The sequence below is a fragment of the Microbacterium sp. MMO-56 genome, from assembly GCF_037146215.1.
GTDB lineage: Bacteria > Actinomycetota > Actinomycetes > Actinomycetales > Microbacteriaceae > Microbacterium.
This window is the reverse complement of record NZ_JBBCVW010000025.1, coordinates 1-18,157: the sequence shown is the minus strand read 5'-3', so window position 1 is coordinate 18,157 and position 18,157 is coordinate 1. Positions and strand designations below refer to the sequence as shown.

18 protein-coding genes are annotated in these 18,157 nt (G+C 68.6%); all 18 read left to right on the top strand.

The window, feature by feature from the left end; translation table 11 throughout:
- The first annotated feature begins 11 nt into the window (after window positions 1-11).
- Window positions 12-434, top strand: a complete 423-nt coding sequence (locus WFI00_RS16740; RefSeq protein WP_336633440.1) for a hypothetical protein — start codon at window positions 12-14, stop codon at window positions 432-434.
- A gap of 76 nt (window positions 435-510) precedes the next feature.
- On the top strand, window positions 511-1,932 hold the full coding sequence (locus WFI00_RS16735) for a hypothetical protein (RefSeq protein ID WP_336633441.1): 1,422 nt from the start codon (window positions 511-513) through the stop codon (window positions 1,930-1,932).
- Window positions 1,933-1,943: 11 nt separating this feature from the next.
- A complete protein-coding gene (locus WFI00_RS16730) occupies window positions 1,944-3,449 on the top strand; it encodes a phage portal protein (RefSeq protein WP_336633442.1) in 1,506 nt (501 codons plus the stop codon).
- A complete protein-coding gene (locus WFI00_RS16725) occupies window positions 3,367-4,620 on the top strand; it encodes a VG15 protein (RefSeq protein WP_336633443.1) in 1,254 nt (417 codons plus the stop codon). The genes WFI00_RS16730 and WFI00_RS16725 overlap by 83 nt, the downstream gene beginning before the upstream one ends.
- A gap of 11 nt (window positions 4,621-4,631) precedes the next feature.
- Complete coding sequence (locus tag WFI00_RS16720; protein ID WP_336633444.1) at window positions 4,632-5,141, top strand: hypothetical protein; 510 nt, start codon at window positions 4,632-4,634, stop codon at window positions 5,139-5,141.
- 8 nt (window positions 5,142-5,149) lie between these two features.
- Window positions 5,150-6,118 carry a major capsid protein gene (locus WFI00_RS16715; protein WP_336633445.1) on the top strand — a complete coding sequence of 323 codons (969 nt, stop codon included), beginning with the start codon at window positions 5,150-5,152 and terminating at the stop codon, window positions 6,116-6,118.
- Window positions 6,118-6,609: a hypothetical protein gene (locus WFI00_RS16710; RefSeq protein WP_336633446.1), complete on the top strand. Its 492-nt coding sequence runs from the start codon at window positions 6,118-6,120 to the stop codon at window positions 6,607-6,609. Before WFI00_RS16715 ends, WFI00_RS16710 begins: the two co-directional genes overlap by 1 nt.
- Before the next feature lie 16 nt (window positions 6,610-6,625).
- Window positions 6,626-7,045, top strand: coding sequence for a hypothetical protein (locus WFI00_RS16705; RefSeq protein ID WP_336633447.1), 420 nt, complete (start codon window positions 6,626-6,628; stop codon window positions 7,043-7,045).
- Between the two features lie 13 nt (window positions 7,046-7,058).
- Window positions 7,059-7,442 carry a DUF6093 family protein gene (locus WFI00_RS16700; protein ID WP_336633448.1) on the top strand — a complete coding sequence of 128 codons (384 nt, stop codon included), beginning with the start codon at window positions 7,059-7,061 and terminating at the stop codon, window positions 7,440-7,442.
- 31 nt (window positions 7,443-7,473) lie between these two features.
- Complete coding sequence (locus WFI00_RS16695) at window positions 7,474-7,863, top strand: hypothetical protein (protein WP_336633449.1); 390 nt, start codon at window positions 7,474-7,476, stop codon at window positions 7,861-7,863.
- Window positions 7,860-8,276 carry a hypothetical protein gene (locus WFI00_RS16690; protein ID WP_336633450.1) on the top strand — a complete coding sequence of 139 codons (417 nt, stop codon included), beginning with the start codon at window positions 7,860-7,862 and terminating at the stop codon, window positions 8,274-8,276. Before WFI00_RS16695 ends, WFI00_RS16690 begins: the two co-directional genes overlap by 4 nt.
- An 11-nt stretch (window positions 8,277-8,287) precedes the next feature.
- Window positions 8,288-8,473, top strand: coding sequence for a hypothetical protein (locus tag WFI00_RS16685; protein WP_336633451.1), 186 nt, complete (start codon window positions 8,288-8,290; stop codon window positions 8,471-8,473).
- Window positions 8,474-8,974, top strand: a complete 501-nt coding sequence (locus WFI00_RS16680; RefSeq protein ID WP_336633452.1) for a phage tail tube protein — start codon at window positions 8,474-8,476, stop codon at window positions 8,972-8,974. It abuts the gene before it with no gap.
- A gap of 87 nt (window positions 8,975-9,061) precedes the next feature.
- Window positions 9,062-9,739: a hypothetical protein gene (locus WFI00_RS16675; RefSeq protein WP_336633453.1), complete on the top strand. Its 678-nt coding sequence runs from the start codon at window positions 9,062-9,064 to the stop codon at window positions 9,737-9,739.
- A 41-nt stretch (window positions 9,740-9,780) separates the two neighbouring features.
- Window positions 9,781-10,107 (top strand): hypothetical protein, encoded by a 327-nt coding sequence (locus tag WFI00_RS16670; protein WP_336633454.1) that lies wholly within the window; start codon window positions 9,781-9,783, stop codon window positions 10,105-10,107.
- 14 nt (window positions 10,108-10,121) lie between these two features.
- Entirely contained in the window at window positions 10,122-13,736 is a 3,615-nt protein-coding gene (locus tag WFI00_RS16665; protein WP_336633455.1) for a tape measure protein, read from the top strand.
- Window positions 13,737-14,564, top strand: coding sequence for a hypothetical protein (locus WFI00_RS16660; protein ID WP_336633456.1), 828 nt, complete (start codon window positions 13,737-13,739; stop codon window positions 14,562-14,564).
- A partial coding sequence (locus WFI00_RS16655) for a hypothetical protein (RefSeq protein WP_336642382.1) occupies window positions 14,555-18,157 on the top strand: 3,603 nt, incomplete at its 3' end. The genes WFI00_RS16660 and WFI00_RS16655, both read left to right, overlap by 10 nt.

Below are 18,157 nucleotides of genomic sequence, written 5' to 3'. Positions count from 1 at the left end.
AGGGGGTAAAGATGGCTGCTCGTCGCCCCTCGGCGCCCGTGAATCCGCATCGTCTCGGCGACCGCGGCCTGGCGCTGTTCGAGGCGCTCCACAAGGGGCGCACGCCCGCCGAGATCGTCACGCTCGTCGAGGCGTGTCGCCTCGCGGACCGGCTCGAGAAGTTCGACGGCCTGATCAATGGGGATCGGGATAGCTGGCTACAGCTCGACCTGAACGAATCCGGCGATGAGATCACGGTCGTCCTGACCGACGTCGTCCGACAAGCACGCATGCACGCCGCGACGCTCAAGGCGTTGCTGGCTGGGTTCGAAGCATCCGCCGCGGCGGGCAGCGAGCCTGCGGCCGGGGAGGTGCCTTCGAATGTCTCGAGCATCAAGGCCAAGCTCTCGCCGACGGGTCGTACCTCCTCGCGTTCACAGCGTTCCGCCAAGTAGCGGCACAGCGGGCGACGCCGCGATCGAGCTGTATGAGCTCTCCGGACAGGTGCTCGACGAGTGGCAGCGAGAGTCCGTGCGTGACGCGCTGGCGCTCGCCGCCGACGGGGATTGGGCGGCGTTCGAGTTCGCGCTGATCGTCCCGCGGCAGAACGGCAAGGGCGCGGTGCTCGAATGCATCGAGCTTGCGTTCCTCGTGCTGTTCGACGCGCGCCTCATCCTCCACACGGCGCACGAGTTCAAGACCGCGCAAGAAGCGTTCATCCGCATTCGGACGATCTTCGAGGGCACGCCGGAGCTGCTGGCGCTCGTGAAGCGCCGCGGGGAGCGGCTCGTCGGGATCCGCAACGCTAACGGCGAAGAGGGCATCGAGCTGCAGTCCGGTGCCCGGCTCCGATTCATCGCCCGCTCGAAGGGCTCGGGCCGAGGGTTCACCGCCGACCTGATCATCCTCGACGAGGCGTACGACCTCCCCGAAGAGACGCTCGCCGCCATCATGGCGACGCTGACGGCGGTCGCGAACCCCCTCATCATCTACACATCGTCGGCGGCGCTCGACACCTCCGCCGTGCTGCGGCGCATCATGGCGCGCGGCCGTCGCGAGGATGACCGGCCGCCGGATCCGACTCTCGCCTACCGCGAGTACAGCGCACACCCAAAGTCGAACTTCGACGACCCCGAGGTGATGCGGTGCGCGAACCCGGCGACGGAGTCGGGCCGCATCACGATCGACAAGCTCCTGAAGCTCCGGGCGGCGACGCCGTCCGATGCGAAGTTCGGGCGCGAGCACCTCGGCGTCCTCGACGAGTCCGCGGGTCAGCGGGTCATCGACCTCGAACGCTGGGCGGATCTCGCCGACGAGGACTCGATGATGTGGGGCAGCGTCCCGCGCCTCATCCGCCGGGGGATGTCCGCGCTCGCGATCGACGTCAACTTCGACGGCTCGCGCGCCTCGGTCGCGATGGTCGGCCGGCAGGCGATCCGCAAGGGCGGACGCTGGCAGGCGGGCCCGAAGCTCCACGGCGAGATCATCGCCAGCGACGCCGGTACGGGCTGGGTCGTCCCGTACGTCAAGGGCGTGATCCAGCGCTGGGGGCCCGTCGAGGTCGTGCTCGACCCGAAGGGCGCGACCGGCAAGCTCATGCCGGCCTTCGAGGCGGAGAGCATCGACGTCACGACGATCACCTACTCGGAGCACGTGCAGGCATGCGGCTACTTCGAAGAGCTGGTCATGGGCCCGATCGACGAGCACGGCCGCCACGACCCGGCGGCACCGCGGCTGTTCGTACACCTGGACGACCCGCACCTGAACGCCGCCGTCGACGCGGGCCGCAAGCGCACGCCCGGCGAGGCCGGGGAGTGGCTGTGGCACCGCCGCGACACGACTGACATTTCCGCGCTCGTCGCGCTGACCCTCGCCGTCTTCGCTTTCACCCGTGCCGAGCACCGTGAACCGGAGCGGCAGAAGGTATCCACCGCGATGTACGCGTTCAACTGAGGGAGGCCCGCTTGGATCTCGACACAGCGAAGCGGCGGGCATCCCAGGGTGCCGAGTGGCTGCGAGACAACGAGAAGACTGCCAAGGAGCGCGAGGAGTACGTCCGCGGCAAGCAGCGCGACCCGTGGGCTCCGGAGGGCATCGGCGAAGAGCATCAGGAGCTGCGCAAGCAGTCCAAGGCGAACTGGATCCAGCTCGCCGTGTTCGCGCCGATCCAGCGCCTCCGCTTCGAAGGCATCCGCACCGGCCACGGCAAGGACGCGGACCGCACGACGTGGATGAACTTCTGGGCCGCGAACCGGCTCGAAGCGCGCCAGACGATCATCTACGAATCGATGATGACGCACGGCCGCGGCATCACGAGCGTGTGGCCGAACGAACGGAAGCCGGAACAGCCGATCGTGCGCCCCCAGTCGGTGCGGAACGTCTACCTGCATCCCGACCCCGAAGACCCGTTCGAGCTCGACTACGCGGTGAAGATCGTCGAGCGGACGGATGCCTCCCCGAACGGCCTCATCGTTCCGGCCGGCGTCCGACCCGCGGCGAAGATCGCCTACGTGTACGACCGGGACTCGTGGACGCGTCTGCGGTTCGAAGGCTCCGCCTGGGTGCTCGAGAAGGACGGGACGCACCCGCTCGGTCAGGTGCCCTTCGTCACGTCGGACTACCGGCCGAACGCGAACAGCGAGATCTTCAGCCCCGTCGCGCCGCTCATCCCGCAGCAGGACGCGATCAACACGATTCGCTTCAACATGCTGCTGGCGATGCAGTTCTCCGCGTTCCGGCAGCGCGTGGTGACCGGGTTCGACCCGGTGATGCGCGACCAGAACGGGCAGATCGTCTACAAGAAGAACCCGGACGGGTCCACGTTCCGCACGTCCGACGGGCGCATGGTGCCGCTGCTGAACGACTTCGGTCGCGCCGCCGTCGACCGGATGCTCGTGTTCAACGGCGATCAGACGAAGGTCTTCGACATGCCGGAGTCGAACCTCGCGAACTACGTCACGATGCTCACGGAGTTCCTGACGCAGTTCTTCGCGACGTCTCAGGTTCCGCCGCAATACCTCCTCTCCCGGATGGCGAACCTCTCCGGCGACGCGATCTCCGGCGCCGAGTCGACCCTCACGAGCCTCCTCGGCGAGCTGAAGCGGTACGTGCAAGAGGGATGGGTCGAGACGGCGACGCTCTGGTCCCGCGCCGCGGGCATGAAAGAGCCCGACCCGGATATGGAGCTGCTCGCGGCCGACATGGAAGTGAAGAGCTTCGGTCAGATCGTCGACGGCATCCAGAAGCTCATCACGACCGGGTTCCCGCGCCGCGGCGCCTGGGAGATGATCCCCGGCGCGAATCAGGCGAAGGTCGACCGCTGGGAGCAGCTCGCCGAAGACGAGCTGGAAGACGACATCGCCCGCCTCGTGAAGGAAGAGATGCCCGATGGTGACGACCTTCCCGACAGCCGCGACACGGCACTACAACGATCAGCGACGGATCGTCGCGCGAACACTCCGGTCGGCTAAGCGCCTCTGGCGCCGCGTCGGAACGGACTTCGACGCGGGCTGGGCGCTCGTCGGCGCAGAGCTGAACGGCCTCGTCGGTGACGCGATGCGCGAAGCCGCCGAGGGCGGCATCGCGTACGTGCCGGAGGTGCTTGAGCAGACCTCGCAGTCGATGGCGGGGCTCGCCACGGTGAGTCCCGCCGCGTTCGTCGGGTGGACCCGGGAGGGCCTGCCCGTCGACGAGGTGCTCCGCGCGTCGGTGCGGGTCGCGAAGCAAGCGATCGCGAGCGGCTCATCCCCGGCGGGCGCCGCGGTCCTCGGCGGCCGGTCGCTGGACCGCGTCGTCACGTCGGTGATCGCCGACGCCGACCGCCAGGCCGTGCAGGTAACACTCACGCCGACGAAGGTCGGCGGGTACGTGCGGATGGTCCGCGCCGGAGCGTGCCGACGATGCATCGTGCTCGCCGGCCGCTGGTACGCGTGGAACCAGGGCTTTCAGCGGCACCCCAACTGCAACTGTCGACACATCCCCGCATCGGAGGATCGCGCGGGCGACTGGTCCACCGACCCGTACGAGATGTTCCGGTCGATGAGCGCCGAGCAACAAGACCGGGTCTTCGGGAAGTCAGAGGCGCGGGCGATCCGCGACGGCGCCGACATCTTCCGCGTCGTCAACACCCGCCAGCGCGGCCTACCCGGACCACGGGCGCTGAAGGCGCCCCGCCTCACGGTCGACGAGATCTACCGCACCGCCGGAACCCGGCCCAACGCGGTCCGCATGCTCACCGAGCAGGGCTACATCCTCTCCGGCGGGCAGGAGCGCGGCGGAGTCATCGGCTACGGGGATCTCGGGCTCGACTCGAAGGGCGCGCACTACTTCGGCGCGGGCGCGCTCGGTCGGGGGGGAACCCGCAAGGGCGCCACCTACACGCATCGGCTCGCCGCGACCACCGGCCACCGCGACCCGCTCGCACGGGAGACGATGACCGCCGCCGAGCGCCGCCTGAACGACTCCGTGCTCGCCGCACGCGCCGTCGCGGAGGGTCGGAACCCATACGGGACGCACAAGCTCACCGACGCGGGCCGCAAGCGCGCCGCCGACGATCTCGCCGCAGAGATCGACAACCTGCGCCGCAAGGTGCACCCGCGCCAAGTCCACACGCTCGCCGACATGCTCGGCGTTCTCTACTGAGAGGGGCAGACATGCTCAAGACCCGACGGCTCCCGCCGTTCCTCATGCTCAACGGCGACGGCGCAACCGGCTCCGCCCCCGCGACCGACCCGCCGCCCGCGGCCCCGCAGGAACCCGCAGCACCCGCGCCCCCGGCCGCGCCCGCCGCCCCGCCGGCCCCGTCCGCCCCCATCGTGGCGCCGCCCGCCGCTCCCGCGGCGAGCCCGACGCCCCCGCCCGTGCCGACCACGGACCCCGCCGAAGCCGCGCGCCAGCGCGAGGAGACGGCGAAGAACGCCGCATCGCTCATGCAGCTCACGGCCGCGATCGACAACGGCATCACCAAAGACGAGCGCGCACTGCTCACCGGCACCACGCAGGAGCAGCTCGACGCCCAGATCGCGGCGATTCTCGCGCTGAGGGCCCCGGCGGTCGCCTCGGCGCGCGACGCCGGAATCACGGCAGCCGGCGACGCCGTCCCCCAGCGGGCAAAGACCCTCGGTGACGCCGTCGCCGCTCGCATCAACAAGACCAGCAACTAGGAGGCAACATGCCCATCACTCTCGCTGACGCCCAGGTCAACACGCAGGACGACATCGACTTCCACATCATCGACGAGTTCCGCAAGAACTCGTCCCAGGTGCTCAACCGGATCACGTTCGACGACTCGGTCAGCCCCGGCACCGCAGGAGCGACCCTCGTCTACGGCTACACGCGCGTGAAGACCGAGCGCAAGGCCGACTTCCGCACGCAGAACACCGAGTACGCGAAGGAGAAGGCGACCCGCGAGCGCTTCGCCGTCCCGCTCTCGCCCCTCGGTGGCGCGTACGAGGTCGACCGCGTCCTCGCCAACCTCGGCGACGCGCAGACAAACGAGATCGTCTTCCAGCAGGGCCAGCTCATCAAGTCCTCCGTCGCGCGCTTCGTCGACGAGTTCATCAACGGCACCGAGGGCGACTTCTCCACCGCCGCCCCCGGCTTCGACGGCCTCGACGTCGCCGTCACCGGCTCGACCACGGAGAGCTTCGCGACCGGGACGACCCCGCACGACTGGTCGCAGATCGACACGAAGGACAAGGCGCTCGCCGCGAAGCGCGAGCTGCTGCGCTGGCTGCGCACGATGGACGGCGCGACGGTCATCTACGGCAACGCGGACGGCGTCGCGGCCCTGGAAGCGGTCGCCGACTACATCGGCTACTACAACGCGACCAGCGACGACTGGGGACAGACGGTGTCCACCTTCCGGGACATCCCCTTCGTCGACCTCGGCAAGAAGGCCGGATCCGACGATGACGTGATCGCGACCAGCGCCTCGGGCGTGACGGCGCTCTACGCCGTGCGCTTCGGCCTGGATGGCGTGCACGGCGCCTCCGTGAAGGGCGGCGACATCCTGGCCCAGTGGCTCCCCGACTTCACCACCTCGGGCGCGGTCAAGACGGGCGAGGTGGAGCTCGGCCCGATCGGCCTCGCGATCAAGGCGACCAAGTCCATCGGCGCCTTCCGTGTGAAGGTCGACTGATGGGCACGGTCACGGTCCACGCGGCGACCCCGATCAGCCGAAAGGTCGCGGGCGTCGCGTTCATCGACGGCGTCGCGAGCGTCGACGAGGGGAGCGCGGCACACGCGTTCTTCGTCCGCAACGACGCGTTCCGCCTCGGCGCGGGGGTGCCGCCCGAGGGCACGCCGCTGACGCCGGAGGAGCTTGCGCGCGTCGCCGAGCGGGGGCCGGAGGGGGCGGAACAGCCCGCGCCGGCCACGCCCGCGTCGCAGTCGCAGCAGTCACCCGAGGGCGATCCCGGGACGACGCCTCCGGCGCCGCCCGCGGGAGACTCCGAGACGGTGCCCGCGGCGCCCGGCGAAGGTCGGCCCCATCCCGTGCGTGACGGCAAGGGCGTGTGGTTCACCTACCTCGATGGGCTGAAGCCCGATCACGGGTTCGACCTCGAGTCGGTGTCCCGCAAGGAGCTGATCGACGCCGTCGAGCAGATCGAGGCCGCGCGAGCGTCCTAGTCGAGAAGGGGGAGCGATGACGAACCCGATCGCAGATATCGAGCGGCTCAAGAAGTCGTTCGAGCGTCCGCTCGTCGAGACGGGTGACCTGCGCGAGGAGTCGGCCGCTACACAGTGGCTCGACGACGCGTGGGGCCTCGTGCTCGATGAGATCCCGGGCGCGGAGCGGCGTCTCAGTCTCCCTCCCGACGACCCGGGCCACCTGTCGAAGGACAGGGTCGCCCGGGTCATGGTGGCAGCGGTCATCCGGGTTCTGCGGAACCCGGATGCCCGCCGCCAGCTCGGCGAGGACACCTATCAGGAGACGATCGACGCCGCGGTGTCGTCCGGGCAGCTCTACATCAGCGAGGCGGAGCGCGGGCGGCTGCTCGCAGGCGCGGACGGTGGGGGAGACGACTACCTCCCCGCGGTCTACAACGTAAGGTTCGGGGGCTGACATGCCGATCTCAGTGTCCGCCCTGAACCGCGGCCGGCGCGTGTCGGAAGCGGGGATGCCCGACGAGTGCGAGGCAACAGTGCCGACGGGTGGCACTGTCTGGGATCCGGTCGCCCTGGCCGATGTGCCCGAGGTGACGGTGCGCTACGCGGGCCGCTGCGAGCTGAAGTGGTCCGATCAGGTCACAGTCTCCTCCGGCGTCACCGTCGAGGGGTACGTGCTCAAGGTGCCCGCGTCCGCGCCCGGCCTACCGGTCGGGACGAAGGTGAAGCTGACGAAATCTCGCAGCGATCACCTGATGCCCGGCGCGATCGTCACCGTGCGCAAGCTGCTGAAGGGCTCGCACATCATGGCGCGGCGGTATCAAGTCGTCGAGGCGACGGGCCCCGGTGAGTAGGGTTCGGGTGGTCGCCTACAACGCGAACGGCGTGAACGGCATCGACAACTCCGAGGTCTTCGCGCTCGCGCACGATCTGCGGGACGCGGGCTATGCCATGCAGGCCAAGGCGCCCGCCGTGATCAAGAAGGGCGCCGTCAACATCAAGAAGACGGCCCGCGAGATCATCTCGGGAGCCCGATCCGTGCGAACGACGATCCCCGCGTATCCGTACGCAATCGGATTCAGTCTCCTCGGCCGCGACAAGGCCGAGGCGCAGATCGGCCCGACGAGACGCAAGGGCAAGCAGGGCAAGCTCGGCAATCTCATCGAGTACGGCGGCATGTTCAACGCGCCGATCCCGCACCTTCAGCCAGCGCTTGAGCGCGAGGCGCCGATCGTCGCCATGTATCTGTTGCGGGAAGGAGCCGACGTCCTATGAGCCTTGCCACGTGGGTGCTCGACCAGATTCGCGAGGCGCTCCCCGGCGAGCCGATCTTCGACGGCCCCCGCACCGCGCGGACATTCGATGGCCGCACGGTGGCCCCAGAAGTGCAGCGCCTCGTCGTCGTGCACTTCGTCGGGCCCACGCACACACCGGTAACGGACAGCCCATCGAAGGACGTCGCGCGTGCTCGGATCTTGATCCACACGTTCGCGCTGACGCGTCGCGAGGTCGACGCCCGTCGCTCGGCGATCGTCCGGGCGCTCAAGAACAGGATGCCGTCGGACGACGCCTACGAGTGGTCGTTCATCGAGCATCCCGTGTCCAAGTGGGACGACCCCGACCTCGCGCTCACCTCACCACAGCTCCACGCGATCGACGAGTTCACGGTCGCTGGATTCGAGAAGTAGAAGGAGCCCGCATGGCTTTCGTCCAGGGGTACGTCAACGGCGAGCCCGCCGAGATCCCCGACAACTTCGTCCAGCTCTGGCCCGAGGTGTACAGCCTCACCGCGCCCGAGCAGACAGATCCCACGGCGCCCAGCGCCACCGACGACGCGTCGCAGTCAGCTGACCGCGACGCGTCGAAGCGAAAGGACACCAAGTAAATGGCACGAGTTCTCTCCAAGGGTCGCCGCAAGCTGACCTTCGTCCCCAAGTCCGCAGCCGCGACCGCCGCCCTCGCGGTGTCCGTGGCGAAGCTGAACGGCGCCGGAGTGTTCGACGCCTCCGACTACGCCCTCGTCGACGGCTTCAACCTCGGCTTTGGCGAGCCGGTCAGTGCCGACGCGACCCCGATCGGTTCGTCGCGCACGGTCAACCTGATGGCCGAGGGCGACGTGAACGCGACCATCAACTGGCTGCGCGACACCGTCACGGCCAATGACAAGGCGTGGACGTTCCACCTGACGCCGCTCACCGAGTTCTGGGCGGTGCTGCGCAACGGTCCCGACCTCGCCAGCAAGGCGTGGGCGGTGGGCGACACGGTCGACGTCTTCGACCTCTACGTCACCGATCCGACCGACCGCCCCGATGCCGAGGTGTGGAGCTTTGCGGAGACGTACGGCCAGGGCTCCGGTCACGTCCGGCGGGCGACGCTCGTCGCCTAGGGCGTACGCGATCGATTCATACCGCGGCAGGGGGAAGGCTTCAACGTCTTCCCCCTGCCGCTTTGTCGTTTCTAGAAGGGGCAACGCATGACCAACGAACTTCAGGCGGAAGCCGACGAGCTCAACCGTGTCCGAGACTTTGACCTCGACTCGTGGCTTGACGAAGTCGAGTCGCCGCACCGCACGCAGACGGTGAACACTCGCGGCGATCTCCTCGCCGAGTACGGGCGGCTTACCGAGGAGCGAGGCGCGGTGCTGCAGTCCCTCGCCGCTCTGGCCGAGACGCTCCCGGACGATGAGGACAAGAGCGCGACTCTCGCAGACGAGGGCGGCGCCGCGGCCATGGAGCGCTTCGAGGTCGCGAAAGAACGCATCGCAGCGCTCGACGAGCGGCTGTCGGAGCTGACCGACACCTATGCGCGCAATCGCGCCACGTTCGTGCTCGCGGCCATCGACCCCGAAAAGCGTGCCCGCATCAGCGCGGAGCACGCAGACCACAAGCCGAAGATCGGCACCACCGCGAACACGGAGACGCTTCGTCTCTTCCTCGCCGCGGTGCAGTCGATCACGGTCGTCCGCGATGGGCAGGAGATCGCCCAGCGTCTGACTGACTGGACGCCGGCCCGGCTCGAGAAGTTCCTGCAGCGCATCGGCGACGGGCAGGCCGCGCTCCTCTGGGACGCATACCTCGGGACCGCCGTGGGGGATGTGACGCCCCCTTTCTCGCACGCGTCCTCGTCTGGGGCTCCTACCAGCACGTTCTAGACGAGCTGACGACGGCGGAACGCTTCGGCGTCCCGCCGTCGATGATCCGCCACGGATACGGCGGGTGGGATAAGGCGCGCAACCGACTGATCTCCGTCGCGCACTCGATCTACAAGCGATCACTGCACGCCGCATGCGGTCACCCGACCGAGAAGGCGTTCAGTCCCTCGCTGAACGGGTGGGTGCAGCCCGAGTGGGTGAAGTGCCAGGTCTGCGCCGCGCGCGAGACAGCGCTCACCGAGCTCGGCAAGGACGACCCGAAGCACGGGCGCGAGTGGTCTGCGATCCCTATCGATCACTTCCCCTATGGCGATGACGCCGAACCATTCCAGCCCTGGCGGCTCCATGTGAGGCCGCTCGACACCTGACGAAGGGAGGCCGCGTGGCCGAAAACCGTACCGTCAAGGTCGTCCTGAAGGCGGAGATCGCGTCCTACGTGTCTTCGATGCTGCGAGGCGGCAAGGCGACCGAGGCGCTGGGCGCCTCCGCCTCCGCCGCAGCATCCGACATCGACCGGGCGCTCAAGCAATCCGAGAACGCCGCGAAGTCCTCCGAGCAGTCCTTCGACCGTTGGGGCAAGGTCACAAAGCGCACGTTCGCGGCCGTCGCGCTCGCAGCGGGCGCGTTCTTCACGGGGCTCATGGTGCAGGGCGTCGGGGCGAACAACTTCGCTGAGCAGAACCAGATCGCTCTCGCGACGATGCTCGGCGACGCGCAATCCGCGAAGGCAGCGCTGGATGAGGTGTACGGGCTCGCGACCGAGACGCCATTCCAGTTCCCGGTGCTCACCGAGCAGTACAAGATGTTCGCCTCGTCGCGTATGGAGCTCAGCAAGATCATTCCGCTGATGCGTGCGTACGCATCGTCGGTTGCCGCGCTCGGCGGTGGCAACGAGAAGCTGCAGCTCGTCTCCGAGGCGTTCGCGAAGATCTCCACGCTCGGCAAGGCCGAGACGGAGGAGCTCAACTCGCTCGCGCTAAACGGGATCCCCGTCTGGCAGATGCTCGCCGACGAGGCGGGCAAGTCGATACTCGCTATCCGCAAGGACGTCGAGAACGGCATGTACGACGCGGACCGCACCATCGCGATTCTCACCGCCGGGATGCAAGAACAGTTCGGCGGGATGCTCGACAACATGGGCGACACGTTCGCCCGCTGGGAGGACCGCGTCGGTTCCGCACAGCGTCGGACAGCGGAGCAGCTCGCCCGCCCGGTCATGGACGTCGGCAAGGAGGTGCTGCGGTCGCTGACGGGAATGTTCAACGCGGCGACAGCGGCGATGAAGGTCGCGGACTGGGGCCCGATCACTGAGCCTCTCGAAGCGATCCCCGACGTGATTGATCGAATCACGGCTCGGATCTCCTCTGGCGGCGTTCAGGACGTCATCGACGGCGTCGGGACCGCCCTCGAACTACTCGCCGCGGCAGGAGAGCTGGCATACAACGTTGCGGTTCCGCTGGTCGACGTCCTCGGCGTCGCGGCAAAGTCGGGCCTACCTCTCGTGTCGATGCTGGCCGGCCTCGTCGGAATGTTCAACGACCTCCCCGAACCGGTGCGGGCGGGCATCGCGGCTCTCCTCCTCATCCGCACACTCAGCGGGCCCTACTCGCAGATGATCACCGCAGTGACAGGCTTCACCATCGCTCAGCGGGCCTCAATCGCTGAGCAGATCCGTAGCCAACAGGCGATGATGGTCGGCATCGGCGCGGTCAACGCGTCGGCCGCTGCGCACGGTCGGCTGAGCGGCACGCTGATGGCAGGGCGGGCGGCATTCGCCCACGTCACCACCGCCGCGCGTGGAGCAGGATCCGCGATCATGGGTGCCTTCGGCGGCCCCGTGGGCCTCGCGATCGCTGCGGCGCTCGCGGGCATCACCGTCGCGACGACGGTGTGGACCGATGCCCAGATGCGCGCCGAGGAGGCCGCGAGGGCTCAGCAAGCCGCGATCGACGGCGTTACGTCGTCGCTCGATCAGAACACGGGCGCGCTCGGCGAGAACGCGCAAGCGACGATCGCGAAGCAGCTCAGCGAGTCCGGCGTCGTCGAGTCGCTCAAGGGCATCGGTGTCGGGCTCGACGAGTTCTCCGATGCGCTGTACGGCTCCGAGGCAGATCAAGCGCGGTTCGCGCAGGGCCTCCGCGACATGCTCGCGGGCAACGAGGACTTCTCGCAGTTCGCTCGCGCATGGTCCGACACAGACACCGCGATCGCGAACCTGACCGACCGCGTCGTCCAGGCGCGCGGCGAGATCGACCGGCTGAACCCTGCCGATCCGCTCCGAGAGGTAGGGCCCGAAGCGATTCAGGCCATGTACGCGCTCGCGATGTTCGAACGGCAGACCGAAACCAACGCATCCGCGATTCAACGGTTCCGGGACGAAGCGGCCCTCGCGGGCCGTGAGGCGGGGTTCTCCGCGACGCCGACGGTTGACTCCGGCCCGGCTCTCGCCGCGCTGAACGACATCCGGAAGGCTGCGTCGCAGGCGCTCGCATCGTTCATCAAGTCGACTCCTCAGCGCAAGGCATCGGGCGGCGGCGGCGGTGGCGGGGGCGGCGGGGGTGGCGAATCGCCCGAGGTGAAGGCCGCGAAGGCAGACCAGAAGGCGATCAAGAAGCGCACCGACGCCGAGAAGAAAGCCGCGTCGGACTACGAGAAGCTGATGCAGGAGCGCGCTCGGGCGGCGAAAGAGGCCGCCAGCGAGGCCGAGAAGGCCGCGCGCGACGCCGCGGACACCGAGCAGAAGGCTCTCGACAAGTCCGCCCGTGCGCTGGACGCCTACGTCTCGGCGCAGCGCCAGCGTCAGGCGATCGAGCGGACTCTCGCCGCCGAGACGGATCCCGTGCGCCGCGCGCAACTGCAGCAGGCCCTCGCCGACGCGACCGCCTACGAGGCGGCGATGCTGATCGCGAAGACCGAGGCCGAGCGGGCCGCGGCGACCGCGACGAAAGAGAACACGACCGCACAGGCTCTCGCGAACGAGACGGTCGCGGCGGCGGCGACCGCGCAGTCGGAGTACGAGGCGGCATCCGCCCGTGCCGCGGCGGTGCAGGAGTCCGCGGCGGCGCAGATCGAGGCCGCAGCGGAGCGCCTGGCGGCGGCAACGGAAGATGCCGCCGGCCGCGCGGGCGGTGCCATGTCCGGTGCGGCTGGCGAGGTGATGGAGTCGCTAGACGAGTGGATCACTCGCATGTGGGAGCAGATCACCGCGCAGAACGAGTGGGCGGACAACATGGTCTGGCTCGCCGGGAAGGCGTCGTCGGGCGTCGTGTCGATGTTCACAGAGATGGGCGCCGAGGGCGCCTACCTCCTGGCGGAGCTTCGCCGTAACGGCGGGGCCGAGCTCGGCGAGCTTGAGAACCTCGCCGCGGCCCGGGCCGACGGGGTGAAGCTCGAACTGCTCACCGGCATCCAGGTCGTCGGCCAGCTGTACCCCCAGATCGTGCAGCGCTTCGGCCGACAAGCGGCTGATGAGCTCGTCGCGGCGATCACTCAGGGCCGGGTCAACTCCGATCAGGTGTTGTCCTCGCTCAAGGCGAACTGGAACGGCCAGCAGTGGACGCTTCAGATCGACGCGGACACCGAGCGCGCGGTGCGGTCGGCGGGCAGTGTTGTCGGCTACATCGAATCGCTGCGCCCGACGATCACGGCGATCGTCGCGGCGCGCACGGTCGGCGGAGTGCACTTCCCCGGGTTCGCGGATGGTGGCGCCATCCGCGGTCCTGGCGCGAAGGGCGTCGACAGTCAACTGATCAAGGCAGCGCCGGGGGAGCACATGCTCACCGCGGCCGACGTCGACGCAATGGGCGGGCAGTCCGCGGTGTACGCGTTCCGACGGAACCTGCACTCCGCGACGCCCCCCGACGTGTCGGCTGCGATCGGGCCGCTGAGCGTTGCCCGCGCCGAGCCGCGCGTGCTGATCAATCAAACCGTCTGGTATCCGGTGCGGGAACCCGCATCGGAAGCGTCCCTCCGGGCGTCCCGAGATGTGGGGGTGTAGATGGTTCTGTACACGATCGACGGCGTTGCGCTGAAGGATCCGGGAGGGCGCTGGTGGGTGACGGCCGAAGGGTCGTCTGCTCGCCAGGGCCTCCGGGTCCGGAGCGTCGACGCCGCCGTGCCGGGCCTCGACGGGATCCTCGCACCCGTTCGGCGTGAGCGTCGCGACGCGGCACCGCTGAACCTCCGGATCATGTGCCCGTCCCGTGATCCACTGACGCGCGAGACGGCGTGGGACGACGTCATGGGGCTCTTCGCATCCTCGACGACGGTGATCGTCGGGCGCAAGGTCACCATCAGCGATCCCGGACGAACCGCCGTCGCCAAACTGACGTCGGTGTCAGAGCCGGAACTGACCGCGAAAGCGGGCGCACTGGTCGGCGTGGTCGGGCTGTCGATCCTCGACGGCCTCTTCCATTCGGCGACGACCGACGTGACGTGGTCGCTCGGGTCCACGATCTCGGAGCGGATCACCGGGCTCGCTGGGTCCGCCCCGGTTGACGACTGGAAGATCAGGTGTCGCGGACCCCTCACCTCGATTCGGGTGACTGACACGGCGACCGGCACGGGCATCTCCTGGGCGGGCTCGGTCGCGTCGAACAGGTGGCTGCACATCACGGGTGCCGCGGCGCGAGTCGCCACCACGTCGACGGCATGGAACGTCGGCGGGTCGGATGCCTCCGGCGGGATCAGCTTGCACCCCGCCGGGCTCCTCTCGCTCACCCCCACGCGGCAGGGCGGTGTGCGGTCAACGGAATGGCAAGTCGAATCCACGGGCGCCGACACGGCGTCTGAGATCACTCTGAGAGCGGGGGCCGCATGGGTGTGACTCTTGCAACGCAGATCGTTGCGTACGCGCCGAGCGGGAATCGGTTGGGTGTCCTCCCGTATCCGCTCGCCGCATCGGTCACGGACGCGATCAACGACGTGCCGCAGTCGACAATCGACTACCACGCCGACGCGCCGCAGTCGCGCTACCTCGAAGGGCTCGGAGAGATCGCGGTTGAGGTGTCTGCCGGCGGCGAGTGGGTCGAGCCCGGCCCGCGACTGCTGCGTCTGCAGAGGGCGGCGTCGGTGATCGAGGAGACTCGGACGCGCCGATACACGCTCCCCTCCTACGGGTTCCAGTTCGCAAAGATCCGCATGCTCCGCGAGGAACTGCTCAACGACAACGGCGAGCGGATCTTCTCCGGGCTGACCCCGGGCGCGCTGATCAAGACCCTGATCGACGAGTCGAAGAGTCGCGGCAACGTTCCGCAGCTCACCTACGACTTCACCGCTCAGCGTGATTCGGCCGGCAAGACGTGGTCCGACACGCTCCCGCCGCACTCGATGCGGTTCGGTGACGACCTCCTGTCGACGTTGCGCAGGCTCGCGGAGAACGGGCGCATCGACTGGCGCGTCCAAGGGCGCACGCTCCGCGTCTTCAAGGCGGACGGACTCGGCACTGATCGCTCGGCGACCATCAAGCTCTGGAACGGCATCGACATCCTCGAAGCGCCGGACCGGGAGGACGGCACCGAAATGGCGGGCCGCGTCGGAGTCGTCGGGGACGACGGCCGAACGTACGAAGCCGTGAGCCCCAGCATGGGCCCGTGGGGCCTCTGGGAGGAGGTCGTCAACGCCTCCGGCGTCAAGGACATCGGCGGACTGCAGTTCATCGGAGAGGCGGAGCAGCGTCGCCGCGCATCCCCGCGCGTTCAGATGACGCGCGCGATCCGTGTTCGCGACACGAAGTGGGCTCCGCTCATCGACTACGGCATCGGCGACACCATCACCGCGCCCGATCAGAACGGCGCCGAGGCGGCGCTCCGTGTGCGCGAGCTTGAGATGTCGATCGGGTCCGACGGCCTCGCCGTCAACGCGACGCTGAACGACCGGATCCTCGAGCGCGACCTCCGCGACCGTCGCACCGTGTCGGGGCTGCTCGGAGGGGCTGGCGCGTCCGCGGGCGGGTCGGGTCTTCCCACGCCCGCGGGCGACGACAAGCGCAAGCCTGCGGCGCCGACCGGGCTCGTCATCACGTCCGCCCACCTCTACACGCCTGTGGGAGTGCCGTTCGCGGTCATCGACGCGGCATTCGTGCCCGTCGACAAGGGGACGGACGGCGAATCGCTGTCTGTCGTGCGTCACGAGATGTACGCCCGGCAGAACGTCTCGGGCGAACCCTGGCGGAAGCTCACGGATGCACCGTCCGGTGTTGCGCGCATCACCTTCTCGCCGTTGCCGGCGGGGGAGACGTGGCAGTTCAAGCTTCGCGCGGTGTCCTCGCAGGGCGTCCTCGGCGACTTCACTGCTCCCGTGACGACGGTCCTCGCCAAGGATCTGACGCCGCCCGCGAAGCCCGCTCCGCTCGTGGGTGAGTCTCGCCTCGGGCAGATGATTCTCCGGTGGTCCGGCAAAGACGACACGGGGCAGCCGCAGCCGATCGACTTCTCGCACGGGGTCGTCTGGATGGCCGAGGCTCCTGCCGGGAGCGGCGTCTCGGTCGGTCGGATCTCGAACACGCCGGGTGACGAGTTGGTCGCGCCGCAACAGCCGTACAACAGCACTCGGTGGTTCTGGGTGACGGCGGTCGACACCTCGGGCAACGAGTCCGAGCCGTCGGCGCGGATCTCGCTCGTGACGAAGCCGCTTGTCGATACGGATCTCATCGGCCGTGTCATCGACGCGGCGAACGTCAAGCTGGAAGCTGTCAAGGCTGAGCTGATCGCGGCGGGCGCTGTTGTCAAGGAGAAGCTGGCCGACAATGCGGTGTCGTTGGAGAAGCTCGACACGGTCGTGCAGCAGTCCCTCGCCGACGCGAACACCAACGCGACCACGGCGAACGGTCGGGTCACGACGAGCACGAGCGAGCCGGAGAAGTCGGACGGCGCAGGGAAGCCGACGGGCGCGCTGTGGTTCCGCTACAACGCGGGGGGCACTCTCCTGGGTACCTGGCGGTGGGGTGGTTCAAGCGCGGGATGGGTTCCGCAGGCGTGGGGCGCCGATGCGCTCGCGTCCGGCGCGGTCACCGAGGCGAAGATCGCGGCGAACGCAGTCACGGTCACGGCGATCGCGAACGGTGCGGTGCAGACGGGGAAGCTCGCAGCGAACGCGGTCACGACGGAGAAGATCGGGGCGCTCGCGGTCACTGCGGCCGAGGTCGCGGCAAGCGCGATCACGACGGCGAAGCTTGCCGATGGTGCGGTGCAGACGGGGAAGCTCGCAGCGAACGCGGTCGACGCCACGAAGCTGGCAACCTCGGTGAACGCTGCGATTCAGAAGGGCATTGACGACGCCGCGGCGGCCCAGTCGACAGCCACAACCGCGAACGGTCGCGTCACGATCTCGACGTCGCAACCTACCGCGGCGAACGGATCGGGTAAGCCTGTCGGGGCTCTCTGGCACCGACGAGACGGCTCCGGCCAGATCATCGGGGCGTGGGAATGGGACGGGGCCACCTGGAACCCCCGCACGTTCGCCGACGCGGTGCTCAGCAACATCAGCGCCGCGACGATCACCACGGGCATCCTGGATGCCGCACGGATCGCGGCGGGGTCGATCAACACATCGAAGCTGACCGTCGGGAACTTCTCGAACCTGCTCGACGATCCGAAGTTCATGCGACCGTTCGGCGATCCCTGGCGGCTCGTGAACGGCACCGGTGCCGCAATCGTCAGCACCACGCAGGGGATGTCGCTGCGCATCGATGGCGCCGGGCAGACGCGGGTAGCCAATAACGCGACCTTCACCGTCAACCCTGGCGAGCAGATCAAGGTCGCCGCAATGGTGCAGAACAACACCGACGCGGATGTGCACGTGCGGGTCTACTGGTACACGACGGCCGGTGCATACATTGCGGTCAGCGGGTTCTCTGTCCCATCGGGCGCGTCGGGATGGAATCAATACGACCAAGTGCTGACCGCCCCCACGACCAACGCCGACCTGGGCTGGGGCGTGTTCACGTTCATGGCGCCATCGTCGACGACGGGCGTTGCGTGGATGACGAACCCGCAAGTCAGCCAGGCGATCACGCCCGAGCTGATCGTCGACGGGGCGGTCATCTCCCGTACCATCGCGACAGGAGCCGTCACCGCGGATGCGATCGCGGCGAACGCGATCACCGCGGCGAAGATCGCGGCCGGGACGATCACGGCCGCCGAGATCGCGGCGAACGCGATCACGACGGCGAAGATCGCGGCCGGCGCGATCACCGCAGGGAAGATCGCGGCGAACAGCATCACGGCGACGGAGATCGCTGCGGGCACGATCACAGGTACGGAGATCGCGGCGAACGCGATCACCGCGGCGAAGATCGCGGCCGGGACAATCACGGCCGCCGAGATCGCGGCGAACGCGATCACGACGGCGAAGATCGCGGCCGGCGCGATCACCGCAGGGAAGATCGCGGCGAACAGCATCACGGCGACGGAGATCGCT